The sequence below is a fragment of the Nocardia sp. NPDC050717 genome (assembly GCF_040654275.1).
Lineage (GTDB): Bacteria > Actinomycetota > Actinomycetes > Mycobacteriales > Mycobacteriaceae > Nocardia.
Genome location: NZ_JBFAHR010000018.1, coordinates 63,718 through 80,643, shown reverse-complemented (window position 1 = coordinate 80,643; position 16,926 = coordinate 63,718). Strand labels below are relative to the sequence as shown.

General features: G+C 67.7%; 15 protein-coding genes and 1 pseudogene. 6 read left to right on the top strand and 10 right to left on the bottom strand.

What is annotated here, in order from left to right; all coding sequences use genetic code 11:
- Positions 1–12: 12 nt before the first annotated feature.
- Complete coding sequence (locus tag AB0H56_RS27890) at positions 13–1,143, bottom strand: beta-propeller fold lactonase family protein (protein ID WP_357168641.1); 1,131 nt, start codon at positions 1,141–1,143, stop codon at positions 13–15.
- A gap of 234 nt (positions 1,144–1,377) precedes the next feature.
- Here AB0H56_RS27890 and AB0H56_RS27885 point away from each other — a divergent pair, with 234 nt between their 5' ends.
- Positions 1,378–2,529, top strand: coding sequence for a beta-propeller fold lactonase family protein (locus AB0H56_RS27885; protein WP_357168639.1), 1,152 nt, complete (start codon positions 1,378–1,380; stop codon positions 2,527–2,529).
- 70 nt (positions 2,530–2,599) lie between these two features.
- On the opposite strand, the gene AB0H56_RS27880 is transcribed toward AB0H56_RS27885, so the two are convergent.
- Together AB0H56_RS27880 and AB0H56_RS27875 are read right to left on the bottom strand one after the other, a co-directional pair.
- Positions 2,600–2,971, bottom strand: a complete 372-nt coding sequence (locus tag AB0H56_RS27880) for a hypothetical protein (RefSeq protein WP_133734080.1) — start codon at positions 2,969–2,971, stop codon at positions 2,600–2,602.
- 100 nt (positions 2,972–3,071) lie between these two features.
- Positions 3,072–3,791 (bottom strand): GntR family transcriptional regulator, encoded by a 720-nt coding sequence (locus AB0H56_RS27875; protein WP_357168697.1) that lies wholly within the window; start codon positions 3,789–3,791, stop codon positions 3,072–3,074.
- A gap of 352 nt (positions 3,792–4,143) precedes the next feature.
- Here AB0H56_RS27875 and AB0H56_RS27870 point away from each other — a divergent pair, with 352 nt between their 5' ends.
- The 5 genes and pseudogenes from AB0H56_RS27870 to AB0H56_RS27850 all read left to right on the top strand — a co-directional run.
- Entirely contained in the window at positions 4,144–4,857 is a 714-nt protein-coding gene (locus tag AB0H56_RS27870; protein ID WP_357168637.1) for an acyl-CoA thioesterase domain-containing protein, read from the top strand.
- A 90-nt stretch (positions 4,858–4,947) separates the two neighbouring features.
- Complete coding sequence (locus tag AB0H56_RS27865; protein WP_357168635.1) at positions 4,948–6,066, top strand: NDMA-dependent alcohol dehydrogenase; 1,119 nt, start codon at positions 4,948–4,950, stop codon at positions 6,064–6,066.
- A 24-nt stretch (positions 6,067–6,090) separates the two neighbouring features.
- Positions 6,091–6,300: a hypothetical protein gene (locus tag AB0H56_RS27860; RefSeq protein WP_357168633.1), complete on the top strand. Its 210-nt coding sequence runs from the start codon at positions 6,091–6,093 to the stop codon at positions 6,298–6,300.
- Positions 6,297–6,587, top strand: coding sequence for a WhiB family transcriptional regulator (locus tag AB0H56_RS27855; RefSeq protein ID WP_357168631.1), 291 nt, complete (start codon positions 6,297–6,299; stop codon positions 6,585–6,587). Before AB0H56_RS27860 ends, AB0H56_RS27855 begins: the two co-directional genes overlap by 4 nt.
- A 14-nt stretch (positions 6,588–6,601) precedes the next feature.
- Positions 6,602–6,742: pseudogene (locus tag AB0H56_RS27850) on the top strand (hypothetical protein); the annotation flags it as partial.
- Between the two features lie 651 nt (positions 6,743–7,393).
- Here AB0H56_RS27850 and AB0H56_RS27845 read toward each other — a convergent pair.
- The 7 genes from AB0H56_RS27845 to AB0H56_RS27815 form a co-directional block, all read right to left on the bottom strand.
- Complete coding sequence (locus AB0H56_RS27845) at positions 7,394–8,749, bottom strand: aromatic acid/H+ symport family MFS transporter (protein ID WP_357168629.1); 1,356 nt, start codon at positions 8,747–8,749, stop codon at positions 7,394–7,396.
- A gap of 256 nt (positions 8,750–9,005) precedes the next feature.
- Positions 9,006–9,950 carry an alpha/beta hydrolase gene (locus AB0H56_RS27840; protein WP_357168627.1) on the bottom strand — a complete coding sequence of 315 codons (945 nt, stop codon included), beginning with the start codon at positions 9,948–9,950 and terminating at the stop codon, positions 9,006–9,008.
- A 64-nt stretch (positions 9,951–10,014) separates the two neighbouring features.
- Positions 10,015–11,523, bottom strand: coding sequence for a sugar ABC transporter ATP-binding protein (locus tag AB0H56_RS27835; protein ID WP_357168625.1), 1,509 nt, complete (start codon positions 11,521–11,523; stop codon positions 10,015–10,017).
- 5 nt (positions 11,524–11,528) lie between these two features.
- Positions 11,529–12,611 carry a hypothetical protein gene (locus tag AB0H56_RS27830; RefSeq protein ID WP_357168623.1) on the bottom strand — a complete coding sequence of 361 codons (1,083 nt, stop codon included), beginning with the start codon at positions 12,609–12,611 and terminating at the stop codon, positions 11,529–11,531.
- The gene (locus AB0H56_RS27825; protein ID WP_357168621.1) at positions 12,608–14,776 is read right to left on the bottom strand and encodes an SMP-30/gluconolactonase/LRE family protein; all 2,169 of its coding nucleotides are present in this window, start codon (positions 14,774–14,776) and stop codon (positions 12,608–12,610) included. Before AB0H56_RS27825 ends, AB0H56_RS27830 begins: the two co-directional genes overlap by 4 nt.
- Positions 14,777–14,782: 6 nt before the next feature.
- The gene (locus AB0H56_RS27820; protein ID WP_357168619.1) at positions 14,783–15,856 is read right to left on the bottom strand and encodes a substrate-binding domain-containing protein; all 1,074 of its coding nucleotides are present in this window, start codon (positions 15,854–15,856) and stop codon (positions 14,783–14,785) included.
- A 45-nt stretch (positions 15,857–15,901) separates the two neighbouring features.
- A complete protein-coding gene (locus AB0H56_RS27815; protein ID WP_357168617.1) occupies positions 15,902–16,921 on the bottom strand; it encodes an ABC transporter permease in 1,020 nt (339 codons plus the stop codon).
- Positions 16,922–16,926 lie beyond the last annotated feature (5 nt).

Genomic DNA, 16,926 nt, shown 5'->3' with positions numbered 1-16,926 from the left:
CACCGCGAGGCGTCATCGTGCTGGGCTCAGGTGGGCCGACGGGCCGTCGTGGAAGACCACGCCGGTGTCGACCGCGGGCAGGTCCGACGGGGCGACGCTGCCGTCCGCGGCGACGTTGTAGGTGTGCACCCTCGCCGTCCCGTTCACGGTGAGCGAATCGATGACCCAGAGCTCGTCCTCGTCGGCACTGAGCACCACCCGGCCCGGGATCGTGCCGCCCGGTGCGGGGTAGGGCGAACCCGGCAGCGGCGAGAGCGCGCCGTCGGCACCGATGCGGAAACCGTCGACCCGGCCACCGCTGGACGCGGGCACATACATGCGTGTGCCGTCGGACGTGATCGCCGAGCCGTGCGGGGTGGCACCGGTGGGGTACGGCGAGCCCGGCGCGTTCGACAGGCTGCCGTCCGGTGCGATCACGTACCCGGACAGGGTGGCGCTGCCTTCGTTGCTGATGTAGAGGTAGCGACCGTTCGGGGTGATGGCGGGCAGCGCGGGGCGCTCACCGGTCGCCATGGTCGGTCCGACCTGGGTGAGCGAGGCATCGGCATTGATGGCGTAACTGGTCACCGTGGCGCCGATGAACGTGCTCACGATCAGGTTGCGTCCGTCGGGAGTCACCTGCGGCAGGCTCAGGCCGCTCGTTCCGGGTACCGGCGTGGCGGGCGCGCCGGTGGGAACGAGCACGCCGGAGGCGGTGATGTCGAAGGATCGGACCTCGGTGGTCAGCGAGCCGACGGTCGCGAACAGCCGGGAGCCGTCCGGGGTGATCGTCACACCGATCACCGGAGCGCCGAAATCTATTCGGCTGCCTGCGATCTCGTGCATCGAACCGTCGGTGCCGAAGTCGTAACCGATGATCGAACCGGAGACCACGTGCCCGGTGTAGACCCGGCGGCCGTCCGGGGTGATCTCCAGCGTGAGGGAGCCGGTGCCGGTCGCGAACGGCGCACCTGGCACCTGGGTGAGCGCGCCGCTGTCGTCGACCCGCAGAACGCTGATATTCGACGAACCTGTGCCGGTGACCAGCAGATAGCGCGGCGCCTCGCCGGGGGCCGAATGCGCGAAGGCCGGAGACAGCGACAGGGCGAGCGCGACGGCCACGCCCGCGGCGACCCGTCGCGGTGTGAATGCGTACCTGAGCATCAGGATGAGGTACCTCCTGTATCGGCAAGCCTCGTCGCCTGCCCTGAATTCTGCACAATATACTGTGCGTTCCACGGCTGGGCTGTTATTTGAAATCGGTTGATGAGACAGCTCACCGGTTGTCACGGCGCACAACCAAGGTTGTCAGATCATGGACAAAATGTGATCGTTCCGGGTTGTCCGCGATCCTCTTGTCTCGATCGTCGACTCCGAATCCCATCGAGGAGATCACCGATGACTCCCTTCCCCCCGCCCTGCCACCCCCGGCCCAGCAGGCGACTACGCCGCTGCGCCGCCATGGCCTTCATCGCAATGCTGCTCAGCGTTTTCGGTTGGAACACAGCACCTGCCCCCGCGTCGGCCACGGATTCCCGCTTCCTGGTCGTCGCGGGCACCGCGTCGATGGGCATCGGCGTCCTGCGCGTGGCCGAGGACGGGACGTTGTCGAACGTCCCGAACAGCCCCTTTCCGACCGGCTTCGGCGTCCTCTCGCTGGTGCTCGCCCCGGACGGGCGCACCGTCTACGTTCCGCACGCCGGCGACTTCGGTGTCTCCGGATACCGCCTGGACGACAACGGGGCCCTGCATCCGCTCCCGGGCGCTGACATCACCGTCGGCGGGCCGCCGACCGCCGCGACTCTCAGCCCGGACGGCAAGCAGTTGTTCGTCGTGGTCGGCGGAGCGCCGGGCCACGTCGAGTCGTTCGCGGTGCTGCCATCGGGCGCGCTCGTTCCCACCGGAGCGCCGACCGTTCCGGTGGACGGGTTCAGCGCGGTCGGTATGGCGGCCGTCGACCCCAGTGGGCGGTTCCTGCGCGTGGTCACCTACCTCGGAAACACCATGTCCAATTACGCGATCTCGCCGGACGGCACGATGACCCCGCTCGGCGCCGTCGAGGTGAAGCTCGGCCCCGTCGCCCCCGGGTTCAGCCCCGACGGCCGATACCTCTACGTGAGCAACGAGTTCGGCTTCGATCTGTCCGGCTTCGCGGTCGGTGACGACGGGCAGCTGACGCCCACTCCCGGCTCGCCCTACCCGACCCACGGCGTTCCACACGGCGCGGTGGCGACCGCGGACAACACCCGCCTGTACGTCCCCAACGCCGTGGGTCAGTCGATCGCCGGATTCGCTCTGCACCCGGACGGGCGACTGGTCGAACTCCGCGGCTCACCGTACGCAGCTCCCCCGGCCACCCTGCCCGGCCAGGTCGCCCTGCATCCCGACGGCAAGACGCTGTACCTCGTCGACGTGCTCACCGCCCAGGTGACCACGCGGGTGCACACCTACACGATCCGTGACGACGGCAGCCTCACCCCTTCCGGCCGGCCGTCGGTCGACACCGGCGTGGTGATGTCCGACGGGCCGGTGGTCGCCATCACCCCCTAGGCGAGCGAAAAGGGCCGGTGTCGTGACCATTTCGGTCACGACACCGGCCCTCAGCGCGAAGAACCCGGGATCAGGGCTGGACGCCCATCTCCGGGCCGATGTACTCACGTACCCGCGCGGCCTTGCCGTCGCGGACCTCGACGTTCTGCAGCAGGTGCAGCTTCATCTCCTGACCACCGATCGATACCTCGGTGGTGCACTCGTGAAAGAAACCGTGCTCGGTGTAGGTGACCCCGAGGGAGACGAAGGTCGGAACGGCACCGCCCGCGGAACGCTCGTAGACGGCCGCGACGGCATCGGCCACGGTGACCCACTTGTCGTCGGCGCTGTGCCACACGAGGCAGTCGTCGTGGCTGATCTCCTTGAAGAGATCGATGTTCGTGAGGGCCTTGACCCAGTTGTCCGCGAGGTCTTTGGTGGCCTGATCGGGGGTAGTGCTCATCGTTGAACGGTGCCTTCCTGTCCAATTGCTGCAGGGTCCTGCTCCACCCATGCTGCGCGTGAACCGGTGCGCCGACTGTCCAACTTTCTGGACACTCGATCTAGGCGGTCGACTTCTCCGGCGTGGACCACATTCCCTGCTTCTCCAGCATGGCGATGAGTTCGTCGGCGCCGGACATGATGTGGTCGCGCATCAAGCTGCTCGCCGTCTTCGCGCGACGCTTCTGCAGCGCCTCGAGGATCGCCGGGTGGAAATCGAGGGACTCGTTGGCATGGCCTTCGATATTTCCGTAGAACCGATTGGGCAACTGTTTGACGATCGAACGCAACAGCAGCGCGAGCCGGCGGGAATCGGCGGCCAGGTTCACGGTGCGATGGAACTCGTGGCCGAGCGCGACGATACGGTCGAGGTCGGCCCCCTCGGCTACCGCCTGTTCGTGCTCGGCGACCACATCGGCGAGATGGGCGAGCTGTCGCGCAGAGATGGATTTCGCCGCGCGCGAAGCCAATTCGCCCGCGAGGGTGGCCTGCGCCCAGAACAGGTCACGCACGTCCTGCCTGCTGAACGCCGACACCATGAACCCGCGCCGCGGGACCAGTTCGACGAATCCCTCCCCGCTGAGCAACAGAAGGCCTTCACGCACGGGCGTGTTGCTCACTCCGACCGCTTCGGCGATCGGCTCGGCTCGCAGGAACTCACCGGAGCGCACACGTCCGGAGATGATCAGTTCCCGCACGTAGCTCGCGACGTCTTCGGACAACTGCTGACGCTGCGAATTCGCCCGGCGGGGTAACTCCCGCGGCCACGAATCGGCGTTCAGTGGGTCTTTGTCGTTCGGCACTTACGCATTATGCGGCCCGGGAGCACGATCGCGCAGCACCGGCCCATGGAAACGACGTCGGTCACCGGAGGAATGGGGCGCGTGGATGTGGCATGCGCCGTCGGTGACCGACGTCGTGGCCCGAGACCCCCGGGCTCAGAAGGATCTCGGGAAATCTACTGTTCAGACCACGACCTTATCATATATTTAATATTATAGCCGCGCCGATCCGAGAGGGGCATTGATGACCGGAGCATTCTTCCGCACTCAGCACAGCCGAGCTGGGATCGAGTTGATCCCCCAGGCCGAGGCTGCGAGCGGGTGGGGCGAGGAGCATATGCGCGGACTCGCGGTGAGTTCAGCCTTGGCACGCGCCGCCGAGCAGCAGATCCACACCATCGAGCGCACCGATCTGGCACCGGTGCGGTGGACTGTCGACCTCTTCCGGCCCGCCCGGTTACGTTCGTGCACCGCCTCGGCGACCGTCGTCCGGGAAGGCAGGCGGCTGTGCTTGATCGACACCGTGCTCGAACAGGACGGGCGGCACGTCGCCCGGGCCTCGGCGCTGTGGCTGGCGCCCGGCCAGAGCCCGCCGGGCGCGGTCTGGTCGGGGGGTGCGCAGCCGGAGCCGCCACCGTTCGGCACCGCACTGGTCGAAGCCCAACACCGGCTCTACTTCACCGAGCAGACCGGATGGGGCGACGCCGCCGAATCCACCAACGACGCTCGCAACACGATCTGGCACGAGCAGATCCCCGTAGTCGAGGGCGAGAAGGTGACGCCGTTCCAGCTGGCCGCAGGCATCGCCGATGTGGCGAATGTGGCGGTCAACCTCGGCAGCAACGGACTCGAATTCATCAACGCCGACGTCTCGTTGGCTTTGGGCCGCCTGCCGGTGGGGCCGGCGGTCGGCTTCGCCACCACCGAGCGGATCGAAGAGGCGGGCATCGCGGTCGGAACCGCCGTCGCCTTCGACCGGGTGGGCGTCTTCGGTACCGCGACCTTGTGCGCGCTGGCCGACGCGCATCGCGCCGTCGACGTGCGAAGCTTCCGGCCGATCGCGTGACGAAGGTCGCATAATATATTATACTGAATCAAAGAACCCGAGGAGCGTACCGATGACCAGCCGCGCGAACACCGACGACAAGGCCACCTCGTGCTGACCCGGGGCGCGGTGCTTCGGCAGACCCCTGGCGCCTACGAGATCGTCGAACTCGACATCGAAGACCCCCGCCCCGGCGAGATCCGGGTCAAGATGGCGGCGGCGGGCTTGTGCCACTCCGACGACCACTTCGCTGTCGGCACGCAGACGCCGGGGATCCTTCCCCTCGCCGGCGGGCACGAGGGCGCGGGCGTCGTCGAAGCGGTCGGCCCCGGCACCAAGGGGTTCGCCGAAGGCGACCACGTCGTGTTCTCCTTCCTCCCGGTGTGCGGCCGCTGCCGGTGGTGCGCACACGGGCACCAGAACCTCTGTGACCTCGGCGCGTTCCTGGCCACGGGCGCGCGTTTCGACGACCCGACCTCGTATCGCCTTTCCCTCGACGGCGCACCCGTCGGTCAGCTCGCCGGGCTCGGCACCTTTTGCGAGTACACCACCGTCTCCGCGGTCTCGGCGATCAAGATCGATCCGTCGATCCCGCTCGACATCGCCTGCCTCACCGGCTGCGGTGTCGGCACCGGATGGGGTGCGGCGGTGAACTCGGCCGAGGTGAAACCCGGGCACGTCGTGATCGTCATGGGCATAGGCGGGATCGGAATCAACGCCGTGCAGGGTGCCGCGCACGCGGGCGCCGCCGCGGTGATCGCTGTCGACCCCGTGCCGTTCAAGCGGGACTCCGCGCTGAAGCTCGGCGCCACTCACGCCGTCGCCGACATCGAGGAGGCAGCCGAACTCGCCCGCGCCATGACCAACGGTCAGGGCGCCGACTCCGCGATCGTGACCGTCGGCATCACCACCGGCCGTCACGTGGGGCAGGCGCTCGGCGCGGTACGCAAGGCAGGCACCTGTGTCGCCGTCGGGCTCGGCGACGCCACCGTCGGAGCGGGTGACATCAACCTGCACGAGCTCACGCTGTACCAGAAGCGCCTGCAGGGCTCACTGTTCGGCGCGAGCTCGCCCACCGCCGACATCCCGGCGCAGCTGGCGATGTACCAGCAGGGTTCGCTGAAACTCGACGAACTCGTCACCACCCGCTACTCCCTCGACGACATCACGCAAGGCTTCGCCGACATGAACGCCGGTCGGAACCTGCGGGGCGTCGTCGTCTACGACTGATCCCGGCAAGTCGGAGGACCGATCATGAACGTGCTGATCGAAATGACCGCGTTGTGCCTGACCCGTCCCGCGCCCGGCGCTGACGCGCAAGCGCTCGCCGCCTGGTACGCGGCGAAGGCACGGTTGCACGACCATCTGGCCGGTCTCGGCGGACCCGACAGCGCGCGCGAACGGGAACTGGCCGCGGCCGCGTATCGGCGCGCACTCGGCGTCACCGTCGGTGAACCGGTATGAGACCGGCGGGCGAGAAGTCCTTGCAACTGCCCGCGCCGCGCGCGGAAGCCTGGGCCTGGCAGATGCACGCCACCTGCCGCGCCTACGACGTGAACGACTTCTACGACACCGGCCAGGAATCTCGAAAAGTGCTCGCCGCCAAGAAGATCTGCGCGGACTGCCCGGTGTTGACCCATTGCCTGGACCACGCGGTCACCACCAACGAGCCGCACGGCATCTGGGGCGGGATGACGCCGCGCGAGCGAGCCAGGTACCGCTGGGTGCACTACTGGCCGAAACGGCTGTGACGCCAGCCGAACATCCCTACCTGGTGATGCCGTATCACGCCCGTGGGCCGCTCGAGCAGCGCATCCGCACCGTCGGTCCACTCGACCAGGCGGCGACGTTGTCGCTCGGTGCGAAGATGGCGGGTGCGCTGGAGTCGGCGCATCGGGCGGGCACGTGCCTGCCGCGGTCCGGTCGGTGATCGAGCACGCGACGGCTTCCGACCCAGCCGACCGGCCCGCCGACGCCTTCGGCGCGCAACTGTGTGCGGCGCGACGGACTACGGGCACGACGAGCTCGTAGAGCACGGTGCCACCGTCGCCTGGCCCACCGTCGACGAGGACGACGACAGTGTCGCCTGGTTCTCGCCCACCTCGTCCAGGCGGTCCGGCCCGCGTCGCGAAGAGCCGTTCGGCTCGTATCACCGCGTGTCCGTACTCGCCCGCGCGGCAACAAACGGATGGCGGCATCCTCGTCGAATTCATCGACAGCGGCAACGATTTCGTTGTCGTGGCGAATCACGCGCGGGGTCGTGATTCGCTCGGCCTGACCCAGGTCGAGGCCGAAACCCGCGCGCACCTCCTCGTTGTGCAGGCCCGCCGCGAGGCGGGGCAGCTCGAAGCGTTCGGCGGCGCGCGGACCCTCGGTGACATCGACGCGGACCGTAGACCGCCGGCGCGGCTACGCGCCGGGTTGCTGTTCGGCACCGTGCTGCGGCGGGCCGGGCGGCCGGCCGAGGAGGAAACCGTTCCGACGCCGGCGACGCGACGGTGTACCCGACTCGGCCTGACCCGCCTGCTCGTCGACAGCACGGCGAGCTGGGACGGTCCTAGCGCACCGGTTCGACCAGGTCGTCGGGGCCAGCCTCCAGGGTGCGCACCTCGGCGACCTCGTCGTCGATCGTCGAGGCGGGCATCAGGACCACGATGATCGCGGCGATCACGGCCGGGATCGCGAAGGCGTAGAAGTTCCACTGGTTGCCCAGGGAGGAGCCGACGACCCAGCCGCCGATGGACGGGCCGAGAATGGAACCGACGCGGCCGAGCCCCATGCTGGCGCCGACGGCCGAACCACGGCACGGGGCCGGGTACTTCGCGGCGACATAGCCGTAGGCGAGCGAACTGCTGCCGATGGAGCCGAGCCCGGCACCGGCGACGGCCACCATCAACACCGCGGTGTCGAGTTTGCGACTCAACGCCAGCAGCGACACCGCGCCGATCAGGAAGAACAGCACGAGGATTCGCCGTGACCCGTATCGGTCGGCGAGCATCGACCCGCCGATCATGCCGACGATCGCGCCGACCTGCAGGACGAGCAGGAATTGCAGCGAGGAGCCGAGCGGGTAGCCCGCCTCGCGCATCAGCACCGGCAGCCAGGTGTTGAGGCCGTAGGTGATCAGCTGGGCACAGACGCAGACCACGACGAACAGCAGCAGCGACGGCAGGTACCGGCGGGTGAGCAGCATGCGCCACCCGCCGTTCTTCTCGGCAGCGGCGGAGGTCTGGAGCTGGAGGCGCTGTTCGGCGCGAATCACGTCGATGTCGAGGCCGTAGGCCCGCGCGACGTCGGCGGCCTCGGCGTCTTTGCCGCGCGCCACCAGCGAATTCACCGATTCGGGCAGCCAGAAGTACATGGCAGGCACCACGATCACGCACAGCGCGCCGACCGCGTAGAGCATCCGCCAGCTGTGGTCGGGCAGCAGGGCGATCGCGACCAGCGCGGCGATGATGCCGCCGAAGGAGTACCCGGTGAGCATCATGCCGTTGTAGATCTGTCGACGATTGCGCGGCGCGAACTCCATCGTCAGGGCCACCGCCGACGGAACGACACCACCGAGCCCGATGCCGGTGAAGAACCTTGCGGCGCCGAGGAATTCGGGTGAGGCCGCGACCGCGCAGACCGCACAGCCGACAGAAAACCACACGACCCCGACCATCATCACCTTGCGTCGTCCGATGCGGTCGGCCAGCGGCCCCGCCAGCAGGAAGCCGACCATCAGGCCGACCAGGGTCCAACTGCCGATCAGACCAGCGGTGCCGGCTGTCATGTCCCAGCCCGGCTCCGCCAGCAGACTCGGCACCGTTGCCCCGTAGACGATCAGGTCGTAGCCGTCGGCCACGATCGTGAGAAAGCAGAGCATGACCACGACGAGGCCGCTGCGTCGACGCGGGGCCGGACCATCCATTTTCGTACTCCTTCGAACGTGCGAGCGCGGCCGACAGCCGCGCGACGCACATCACAATATCGCACAATATATGATCCGTAATACGTTTTCCCCGCCGTCGATGATGGTGGCGATGTCGACCGTCTCGGTCGCGCGCACCTCGACGATCGTGTCGTCGTCGGCCTTGCCGTCCTCGCCGTGCAGGTCACCGATGGACTCCGCGTAGACGTCGGGAATCGATCTCGGTGTCGGGCATGGTTTGACAAGGCCGGATCAGTCAGAGGTTGGCCGTGAAGAAGGGCGTCAGGGCGGCCATGGCCTGGCCGACGTACGCGGGGCGGTCGTAGAGACCCACGTGGCCCGCGCCTTCGACCAGTACGAGGTCGGTGTTCTCCGGCAGGCGCTTGTGCAAGGCTTCCGCCTGCCACAGGGAACCGGCGGCCGACCCGGCGATCAGCAGCACCGGCTGGGTCAGGAACTCGGCACCGGCGAAAGCGTCGTAGTCGAAGATCCGGGTGACGCTGGCGGTGAACAGCATTCGGTTGTCGGAGTTGGGGTGCTGCGCGCGCGGAGTGCGGTAGTACTCGTGCGCTTCGACCATGTCGGGATGGGTTGTGTCGTCCAGGGTTTCGGGCACGTAGGTGATTTCGGCGATCTCCCCGCCCGCGGCTTCGATCGCGCGCTGGCCCGCGACGGCGTCCAGCGTGGCGAGCTGTGCTTCCAGTGGCAGCGAGCCCTCCCAGCCGCGCCGGAAGGTGGCGCCGATGTCGACCGGGCTCACCGTGCCGACGGCCTTGATCCGGCGGTCGGATTTGGTGGCGTCGATCGCGTAACCGCCGCCGGCGCACACACCGAACGCGCCGATCCGGTCGGCGTCGACGAAGTCGAGGGTCGAGACATAGTCGACTGCCGCGCGAACGTCCTCGACCCGGGCGAAGGGGTCCTCCAGCCGTCGGGGAATTCCGCCGCTCTCGCCCTGGTGGGAGGCGTCGAAGGCGAGAGCGACGAAGCCCTCGGCAGCCAGCTTCGCCGCATACAGGCCCGCGGTCTGCTCTTTCACGCCCCCGCCCGGATGAACGCACACGATCGCCGGGTAGTACCGGTCGGCGGAGAAATTCTCCGGCAGGTACAGATCGCCTGCCATGGTGACCGTGGCGTTGGGGAAATCGATGTGCTGCACGATGAATGACCTCGGCTCGTCGGGGTTCTTTCCGGATGACATCAGTCTTCGTCATCCGGAAAGCCCCTGGCAGGACGACTCCGTTCCTGGGAAGGATCCCTCCCCCTCAGTGCACCGCCGCGAACATCAGCTTCGCGTCGTCGGCCTCGGCGGGATCGAACTCGGCCACGATGCTGCCCTGCTTGGCGACCAGGATGCGATCCGAGAGCGCCCGGATCTCCGGCAGGTACGACGAGATCACGATCACCGCGACACCGTCGTCGGCCAGGGCGCGGATCATCGCGTGGATCTCGGTGATCGTCCCGAGGTCGACGCCGCGGGTCGGTTCGTCGATGATCGCCACCAGCGGCTGCCTGGTCAGCCCCTTGGCCAGCACCACCTTCTGCTGATTGCCGCCGCTGAGTTCCTCGAGGTTGGCCCGCTCGGGTCGCAGCGTGCGGACATGGAACCGTTCGACGAAGCGCTGGGCCACGGTCTTGCGCTCCCCCGGTCGCACCAGCAACGGCAGCCGTGGCGCGCTGCACAGGTGCCCGAAGTAGATGTTGTCGGCGATCGAGAAGTGGCCGAAGAAGCCCGAGGCCTTGCGGTCCTCGGTGATGTACACCAGGCCCGCGCGGCGGGCGTGCCGTGGGGTCCGGAAACGCACTTTGCGACCGGCCAGCCGGACGGTGCCGCCGCGCAGACGCCGTCGCTTGGTCACCCCGGCGACGATCATCGCGGTCTCGCTGCGCCCGGCGCCGACGAGCCCGTAGATGCCGACGATCTCGCCCGCGTGCGCGGAGAACGACATATTGCGGACGGCCGGAAGCAGGGTGATGTCCTCGACCTCGAGCACCGGTGCCGGGTCGGGCTCGCGGTTCGGCGGCACCCGTTGGTATTCCACGCTGCGCCCCACCATCATCCGCACCACTTCGGCACGGTCGAAAGCCGGTTTGTCCAGCGTGCCCTGCACCTCGCCGTCGCGCAGCACGGTGATGCGGTCGGCCTCTTCCATCGCCTCGTCGAGCATGTGGGTGATGAACACGACCCCGATGCCCTGCTTCTTGAGCCTGCGCATCGACAGGAACAGTTGCAGTCGTTCCTCCGGGGTCACCGAGGCGGTCGGTTCGTCGAGGATGACGACCTTGGCGTCGCGGTGCACAGCGCGGGCGATCTCCACCATCTGCTTCTGGGCGATGCCGAGCGCACCTGCGGGCACCTCCGGCCGGATGTGGAAGTTGTGTGACTCCAACAGTTCTCGGGCCACCACATTGAGCTGGGAGAGGTTGTTGAAGGCCTTCTCGTCGCCGAGGAACAGGTTCTGCGCCACGGTCATCGACTCGACGAGCGAACCTTCCTGGTACACCATCGCGACCCCGGCCTCGGCCGATTCCTTGGGGGTGCTGAAGTTGCGCATCCGTCCGGTGACCTGCAACGTCCCGGCGTCGTGTTCGATCGCGCCCGAGATCACCTTCACGAGAGTCGATTTGCCCGCGCCGTTCTCACCGAGCAGGGCGTGGATCTCCCCCGGTGCGACTTCGAAGTCGACGTCGCGCAACGCGTAGGTTCCGTTGTAGTGCTTGCTGATCCGGTTGAGCCGGATCACCGGCTCGGCGGCGACGGCGGTGTCGCTCACGGTGCTCACCTTTCGTTGTCTTTCTGCGGCTCGAGTAGGTTGCGGAAACCGCTCGCCGCCACCACGATTCGTCCGTCACGTGACGCCACGCCGGTGACCCCGTGGCGGTCGCTGTCCGCGCGTGAATGCACACTTTCGGCGATCCGTCCCCGCTGATCGATCCGGAATGCCAGACCGTAGGAGCGGGCCGGTGCCCACGGTTTGATGACGCCGTGGACGCGCAACTGGCCCAGTTGCAGGGTGTCGGTATACGGATCCGGACACCGCAGGCGCGGGACGAACCATTGGTCCTGGCGGATCGTGGCGGTCATCTCCCGCAGCAGATCCGGTTCGTCGAGCAGCAATTCGGTGAAACGATTGCGCGCGTACGGCGCCGCGACCCACCATCCGTCCGTGCAGGTCGCGATTCGGCCCGGATACACCGGCAGATTCGACCCCACTGCCGCCCCTGCTCTACCCAGGGCGGTGACGGCTCGGCGTTCGACCCGATGGTCGAAACCCAGCGACACCAGAACCTCACCGGCTCCGGCGTTTTCGATGCCCCCCGGCCAGCCGAGACCGTCGGCGACCACCTCGGCGTGCGAGCCGTCGACGCGCACGATGCGCCCGCTGCGATCGGCGGCGACCAGGGCGGCCGACCAATCCGGCACCGCTCGCGAACCGATGGTCGCCAGCACGATGCCGTCGGGAAGCAGGGTCAGATCGGTGACGCCAGCGGCCAGCTCGGCATCGGTGCAGAGATCGGCGGTCACTCCGTCCGCGTCGATCGTGACGAGACCGACGCCCTCGACCGCGGCGATCATCCGATCCTCGGCGGGCAGCAGACTCCCGACCTGCCCGCCGAGCGTCGCCACTCGGGTGACGACACCGTCGGTCAGCGAGAAAATGCCGTCACCACTGGAGAAGACGAGCTCCCCATTGTCGCGGATGATCACGTCATCGGGTTCGAATTCGGCCTCGGGCAGCAGGGTGGTGCCCTCGTCGAGTCGGCGATTGGGCCGCAGACCCGCCTCGAACGGCGGCACCGAGCGGTGCCGGGCCCAGTCGGGGTTCAGCCATTCCTTCAGGGCGCTGATCGTGCGATTCACCGTTGGACCTCCACCATCGATCGCCCGGGCACGATCAGCCCGGGAACCGCGGCCGGATCGATCGTTCCGACCTCGCTCGGGTCGAGGGCGAGTCGACCGATTCGGTTGTTGCTGACGCCGCACAGATACAGCTGACCGGCGCGTTCCTTGACCGCGGTCACCATCGGGTAGTTCGCCAGCGATGAATCCCACAGCACCTGAAGGACTTCGCCGCGGTCGTTGAACTTCATCACGCACGAGACGTTGAGCTGCGGGACCACCCAGCTGTCGAGCGGCACCTCCTTGGTCATCCGCCTGCGCACCGCCGGGTAGCGGTTGAGCAGGTCCGACATCGGCGTGCGCATCGACACGAACGGCAGCCAGTAGTTGCCGTCGGAGGAACGGTTGAGGTTGTCGGGGTTGCCGGGCAGGTTCTCCAGCACCGGTTCCAGCTGTCCCTGCTTGGGTCCGGCGATCCAGAGCCGGTCCACCCGGCACAGGCCGGTACTGGCGATGAGGATCGACTGGCCGTCGTGTGCGGTGCAGATGCCGTTGGGGAACACGCTGTTCGAGACGACCACCTCGGTGCCACCGTCGGGATCGATGCGGACCACCCGGCCGTTGGCCCGCGATTCCACCAGTTCCACCAGGTATTCGGCGGCGTTGGTTCGCGTCGAGAAGTCCGAGACGTAGATCGAACCGTCCGGTGCGACGTCCAGGTCGTCGACCGCGCGCAAGGCGGAGTCGTCGAGCAGGGAGAATCGGCTGCGCTTGACCTTCGTCGCGATCGGTTCGGACTCACCGTCCGGGGAGATCCGGTAGATGCCCATGCCGCCGACCGCGACGAGCAGTTGCCCGTCCCGATCCCAGCCGTGCCCGAGCGGGAAACCGCCTGTGCGAGCGAAGATCTCACCCTCGTCCGGGTTGTCGGCGCGGAAACGCCACACCCAGCCGCGGCGATCACCGCAGTAGACGTTGCCCTCGGGGTCGACCGCGCAGTCCTCGGCGCCTTCGATCTTGCCGAGGCCGATCGGGGGTGCGTCGGTGGTCCGGTTGTTGATCGTCCACACCGTGCCCGGCTCGGTGACATCGACGAGGGGGCCGAGTGTGATCCGGCCCGGATCGATCTTGAGTTTGTCGGCGGTGCGCTGCCGGTACTTGCCCCACTGCAGGTCGAGCACCGCGAACACGAGCAGTGCGGTGGCGAGAATGACCGTGTAGTAGGAGCCCTCGAGTCGCAGCGCCACGGTGGCCTGCTGGATCACCTGCACGACGATGATGCCGACGGTGGCCCGCAGCACCGAGCCGCGACCGCCCTTGAGGCTGACACCACCGAGCACCACGGCGGTGAGCGCGATGATCTCCCAGCCCTGACCGACATCCGGGTCGGTGCGCCCGACCCGCGCCGAGGTGAGCAGGGCGGCCAACCCGGCCAGCGCGCCGGACAGGACGTAGACGAAGAAGGTCACCCGGTCCACGGGAATGCCGTTGCGTCGCGCCGAACGCCGATCGCTGCCGACCGCCGCGACCCACCAACCCCAGCGCGACCGGGTCAGGCCGACATGCACGGCGATCAGCACACACCCGAAGAAGAACCAGCCGGTCGGGATCAGCGCGATGCTGCCCTCGCCGAGGAAGTCCCAGACGATATCGGGCTTGGGCATGCTCAGCTCGAAACTGAACGCCGACTGCAAGGCGGCGGCCGCGCCACCGAACGCGACCAGGGTGACCAACGTCGTGATGAACGGACGCATCTTGCGGTAGGCGATGAAGTAGCCGTTCACACTGCCGAGCAGGGCGCCGAACACCACGGCACCCGGCGCGACGACCGCCATCGGCCAGTCCCAGGCACGGGAGGCGACCATCGCGCCGATCGCGGTCAGGCCGACCATCGAACCGATCGACAGGTCGATGCCGCCGCAGACCAGCACCACGGTGAGCCCGATCGCGAGCAACCCCTTCTCCGACACCTCGTCCATGATGATCGGGGTGTCGGCCGGGCCGACCGGAGTGAAGAAGACGAACAGCAGGCTCAGCAGCAGGGCCAGGGCCAGTGGAACCGCGCCCTCCATCCAGCGTTTCTCGAACAGGTCCGACAGGGTCCTGGCCGGCGCGAGCCGATCACGCCACTTCCCGCCGGTCAGGGGGAACGCGTCGATTCCCCGTGTGCGTGACTGCAGTTTCATCGCCGCTCACTGCCCCTTGTAGCAGGCGATGGTGGTGTTGTCGACATTCGCGCGGTCCACGATGGTGTGCGGGACGAACGCGACCGTGTGGCTGCTGCCCGCCGGCGCACCGGTCTGGATCAGCTGCTGGGTGGTGACCACCGCGGCGGTGCCGACGCCCTGGACATCGTAGGAGGCCGAGGCCGTCACCTTGCCCGCGCGCAGCGCGTCACACCACACGGTGTCGGCAGCCATCGTGTACGTGCCGAGGGAATCGGCGGGGATCACCCCGCGCGAGACCGCGCTCTGCACGGCGTCACCGACCGCGACGGAGTTGAGGTCGTAGGTGACCAGGAATCCGCAGAAGTTGTTCTTCTGCTGCTGGATGATCGACTCGGCGGCCTGTTGCGCGAGCGAGTTCTGCCACTGGGTGTGGGCGGTGGTCACCACTTCGAAGCCGGCCGGGTCGAGCACGTTGCGCACGCCCTTCGACCACAGCAGCGAGGCCGCGTCGTTGCCGGGACCGTCGATGATCGCCAATCGTTTGGGAGCACCGCGCTTTTCGCAGTCCTGCACCGCGCGCTGGGCGATGTCCTCGGCGGCGGCGAGGTTGTCGACACCGATGTAGGCGTCACCGAGGCGGCTCGAGATCATGTTGACCACCACGGTGTAGATGCCCGCGCGCTGGGCGTCCTCGATCTGCTTGGACAGCACACCGACATCGGGGTTGTGCAGGATCAGCACATCGACGGCCTTGCGGGCGATCAGGTCGCTGATGATCCTGGTCATCTTGTCGGTGTCGAAATTGGGGTCGTGGATCTGGAATTCGGCGCCGAGATTGCCGAAGGCACGCTCCATCGAGGCGCCCCAGTTCATCGTCAGGTTGTAGCCCTTGTAGAGGATCGGGACGAAGGCGACCCGCTTGCCCTGCATCGACTCGTGCACCTTCTGCGTCGCGTCGAACAGTTGCACGTTCTCACCGAAGGTCTGGCCCTCACCTCCCGCGGGGCCGGTGGACGAGGTGCGGGCGCCGGTGGAACAGCCCGCGAGCACGACGGCCGAGACCGAGGCGAGAGCGAGGGCGATCATCTTCTTCTTCATCGTTGAAGACTCCTTGTGAGCGAGGGTATTTCGAGGCGAGAGCATTTACAGTTCGCCGCTCTTGGCGGTTTCCTCGTCGCGCGGATGCAGCCACGAGTCCAGCGCGATGGCCGCGATGAGCACGCCGCCGCGGATCAGGTCCTGCACCGCGGAGGTGAGGCCGTGCAGCACGAGCAGGTTGTTGAGCACGCCGATGAACAGCGAGCCCGCGAGCACCCCGAGGATCGAGCCCCGGCCACCGGCCAGGGAGATGCCACCGATCACGGTCGCGGTGAGCGCGGTGAACAACAGGGGGTCGAAGGAGGTGACGGTGGTCTGCACGCTGCCCTGGATGGACACCGTCAGGTATCCGGCGAGCAGGGCGAGCAGCGCGGAGATCACGTAGGTGAGGACCTGCAGCGGCCGGACGGGGGCGCCGGTGGCGCGGGCGGTGGCGAAGTTGTCGCCCATCGCCCGGATCAACCGGCCCGCCGAGGTGTAGGTGACGAAGAGCCAGGCCAGCACGAAGACGACGGCGGCGATGACGATCGGCCGCGGCACACCGAGGACCGAACCGTTGCTCAATTCCGCGATCCACGAGCCGCCGGGCAGGGCATAGTAGTTGCTGTCGAGCAGCAGCATGTCCACCCCACCGATGACGAGCAGACCGGTGGCCAGGGTGACGAACAGCGACGGCACTTCGACATAGGCCACGAGCACGCCGTTGACGAGCCCGACGATCAGCGCGACCGCCGCGGCGATCGCGATCGCCTGCCACTCCGGCATGCCGCTCGACATCAGGGCGAGCGTGGCCTGCGCGCTGCCGAGCGCGACACCGGCGATCGAGAGATCGATGCCTTTGCCGAGAATGACGATGGCGACGCCGACGGCCAGAATCCCGAAGGCCGCCGACAACCGCAACAGGCTGGCGAAGTTCCCGGTGGTCAGGAATCCCGGCGTCGTTGCGGCGCCGACGACACACAGCACGGCGGTGATGCCGAGAACGAAATAGGCCTGCTCCGAACGACCGAGCTGGTCGCGCAGGCTGGGGCGGGGCTTGGTTGCCGCCGCGGTGGACGTCGTCATGATGC

Bases quoted from the DNA above. Each gene is read 5' to 3' on its own strand.
- AB0H56_RS27860 (WP_357168633.1), top strand. From the start codon at position 6,091: ATGAACGTGCTGATCGAAATGACCGCGTTGTGCCTGACCCGTCCCGCG.
- AB0H56_RS27855 (WP_357168631.1), top strand. From the start codon at position 6,297: ATGAGACCGGCGGGCGAGAAGTCCTTGCAACTGCCCGCGCCGCGCGCG.
- AB0H56_RS27880 (WP_133734080.1), bottom strand. From the start codon at position 2,971: ATGAGCACTACCCCCGATCAGGCCACCAAAGACCTCGCGGACAACTGG.
- AB0H56_RS27820 (WP_357168619.1), bottom strand. From the start codon at position 15,856: ATGAAGAAGAAGATGATCGCCCTCGCTCTCGCCTCGGTCTCGGCCGTC.
- AB0H56_RS27840 (WP_357168627.1), bottom strand. From the start codon at position 9,950: ATGTCATCCGGAAAGAACCCCGACGAGCCGAGGTCATTCATCGTGCAG.
- AB0H56_RS27890 (WP_357168641.1), bottom strand. From the start codon at position 1,143: ATGCTCAGGTACGCATTCACACCGCGACGGGTCGCCGCGGGCGTGGCC.
- AB0H56_RS27825 (WP_357168621.1), bottom strand. From the start codon at position 14,776: ATGAAACTGCAGTCACGCACACGGGGAATCGACGCGTTCCCCCTGACC.
- AB0H56_RS27885 (WP_357168639.1), top strand. From the start codon at position 1,378: ATGACTCCCTTCCCCCCGCCCTGCCACCCCCGGCCCAGCAGGCGACTA.
- AB0H56_RS27815 (WP_357168617.1), bottom strand. From the start codon at position 16,921: ATGACGACGTCCACCGCGGCGGCAACCAAGCCCCGCCCCAGCCTGCGC.
- AB0H56_RS27845 (WP_357168629.1), bottom strand. From the start codon at position 8,749: ATGGATGGTCCGGCCCCGCGTCGACGCAGCGGCCTCGTCGTGGTCATG.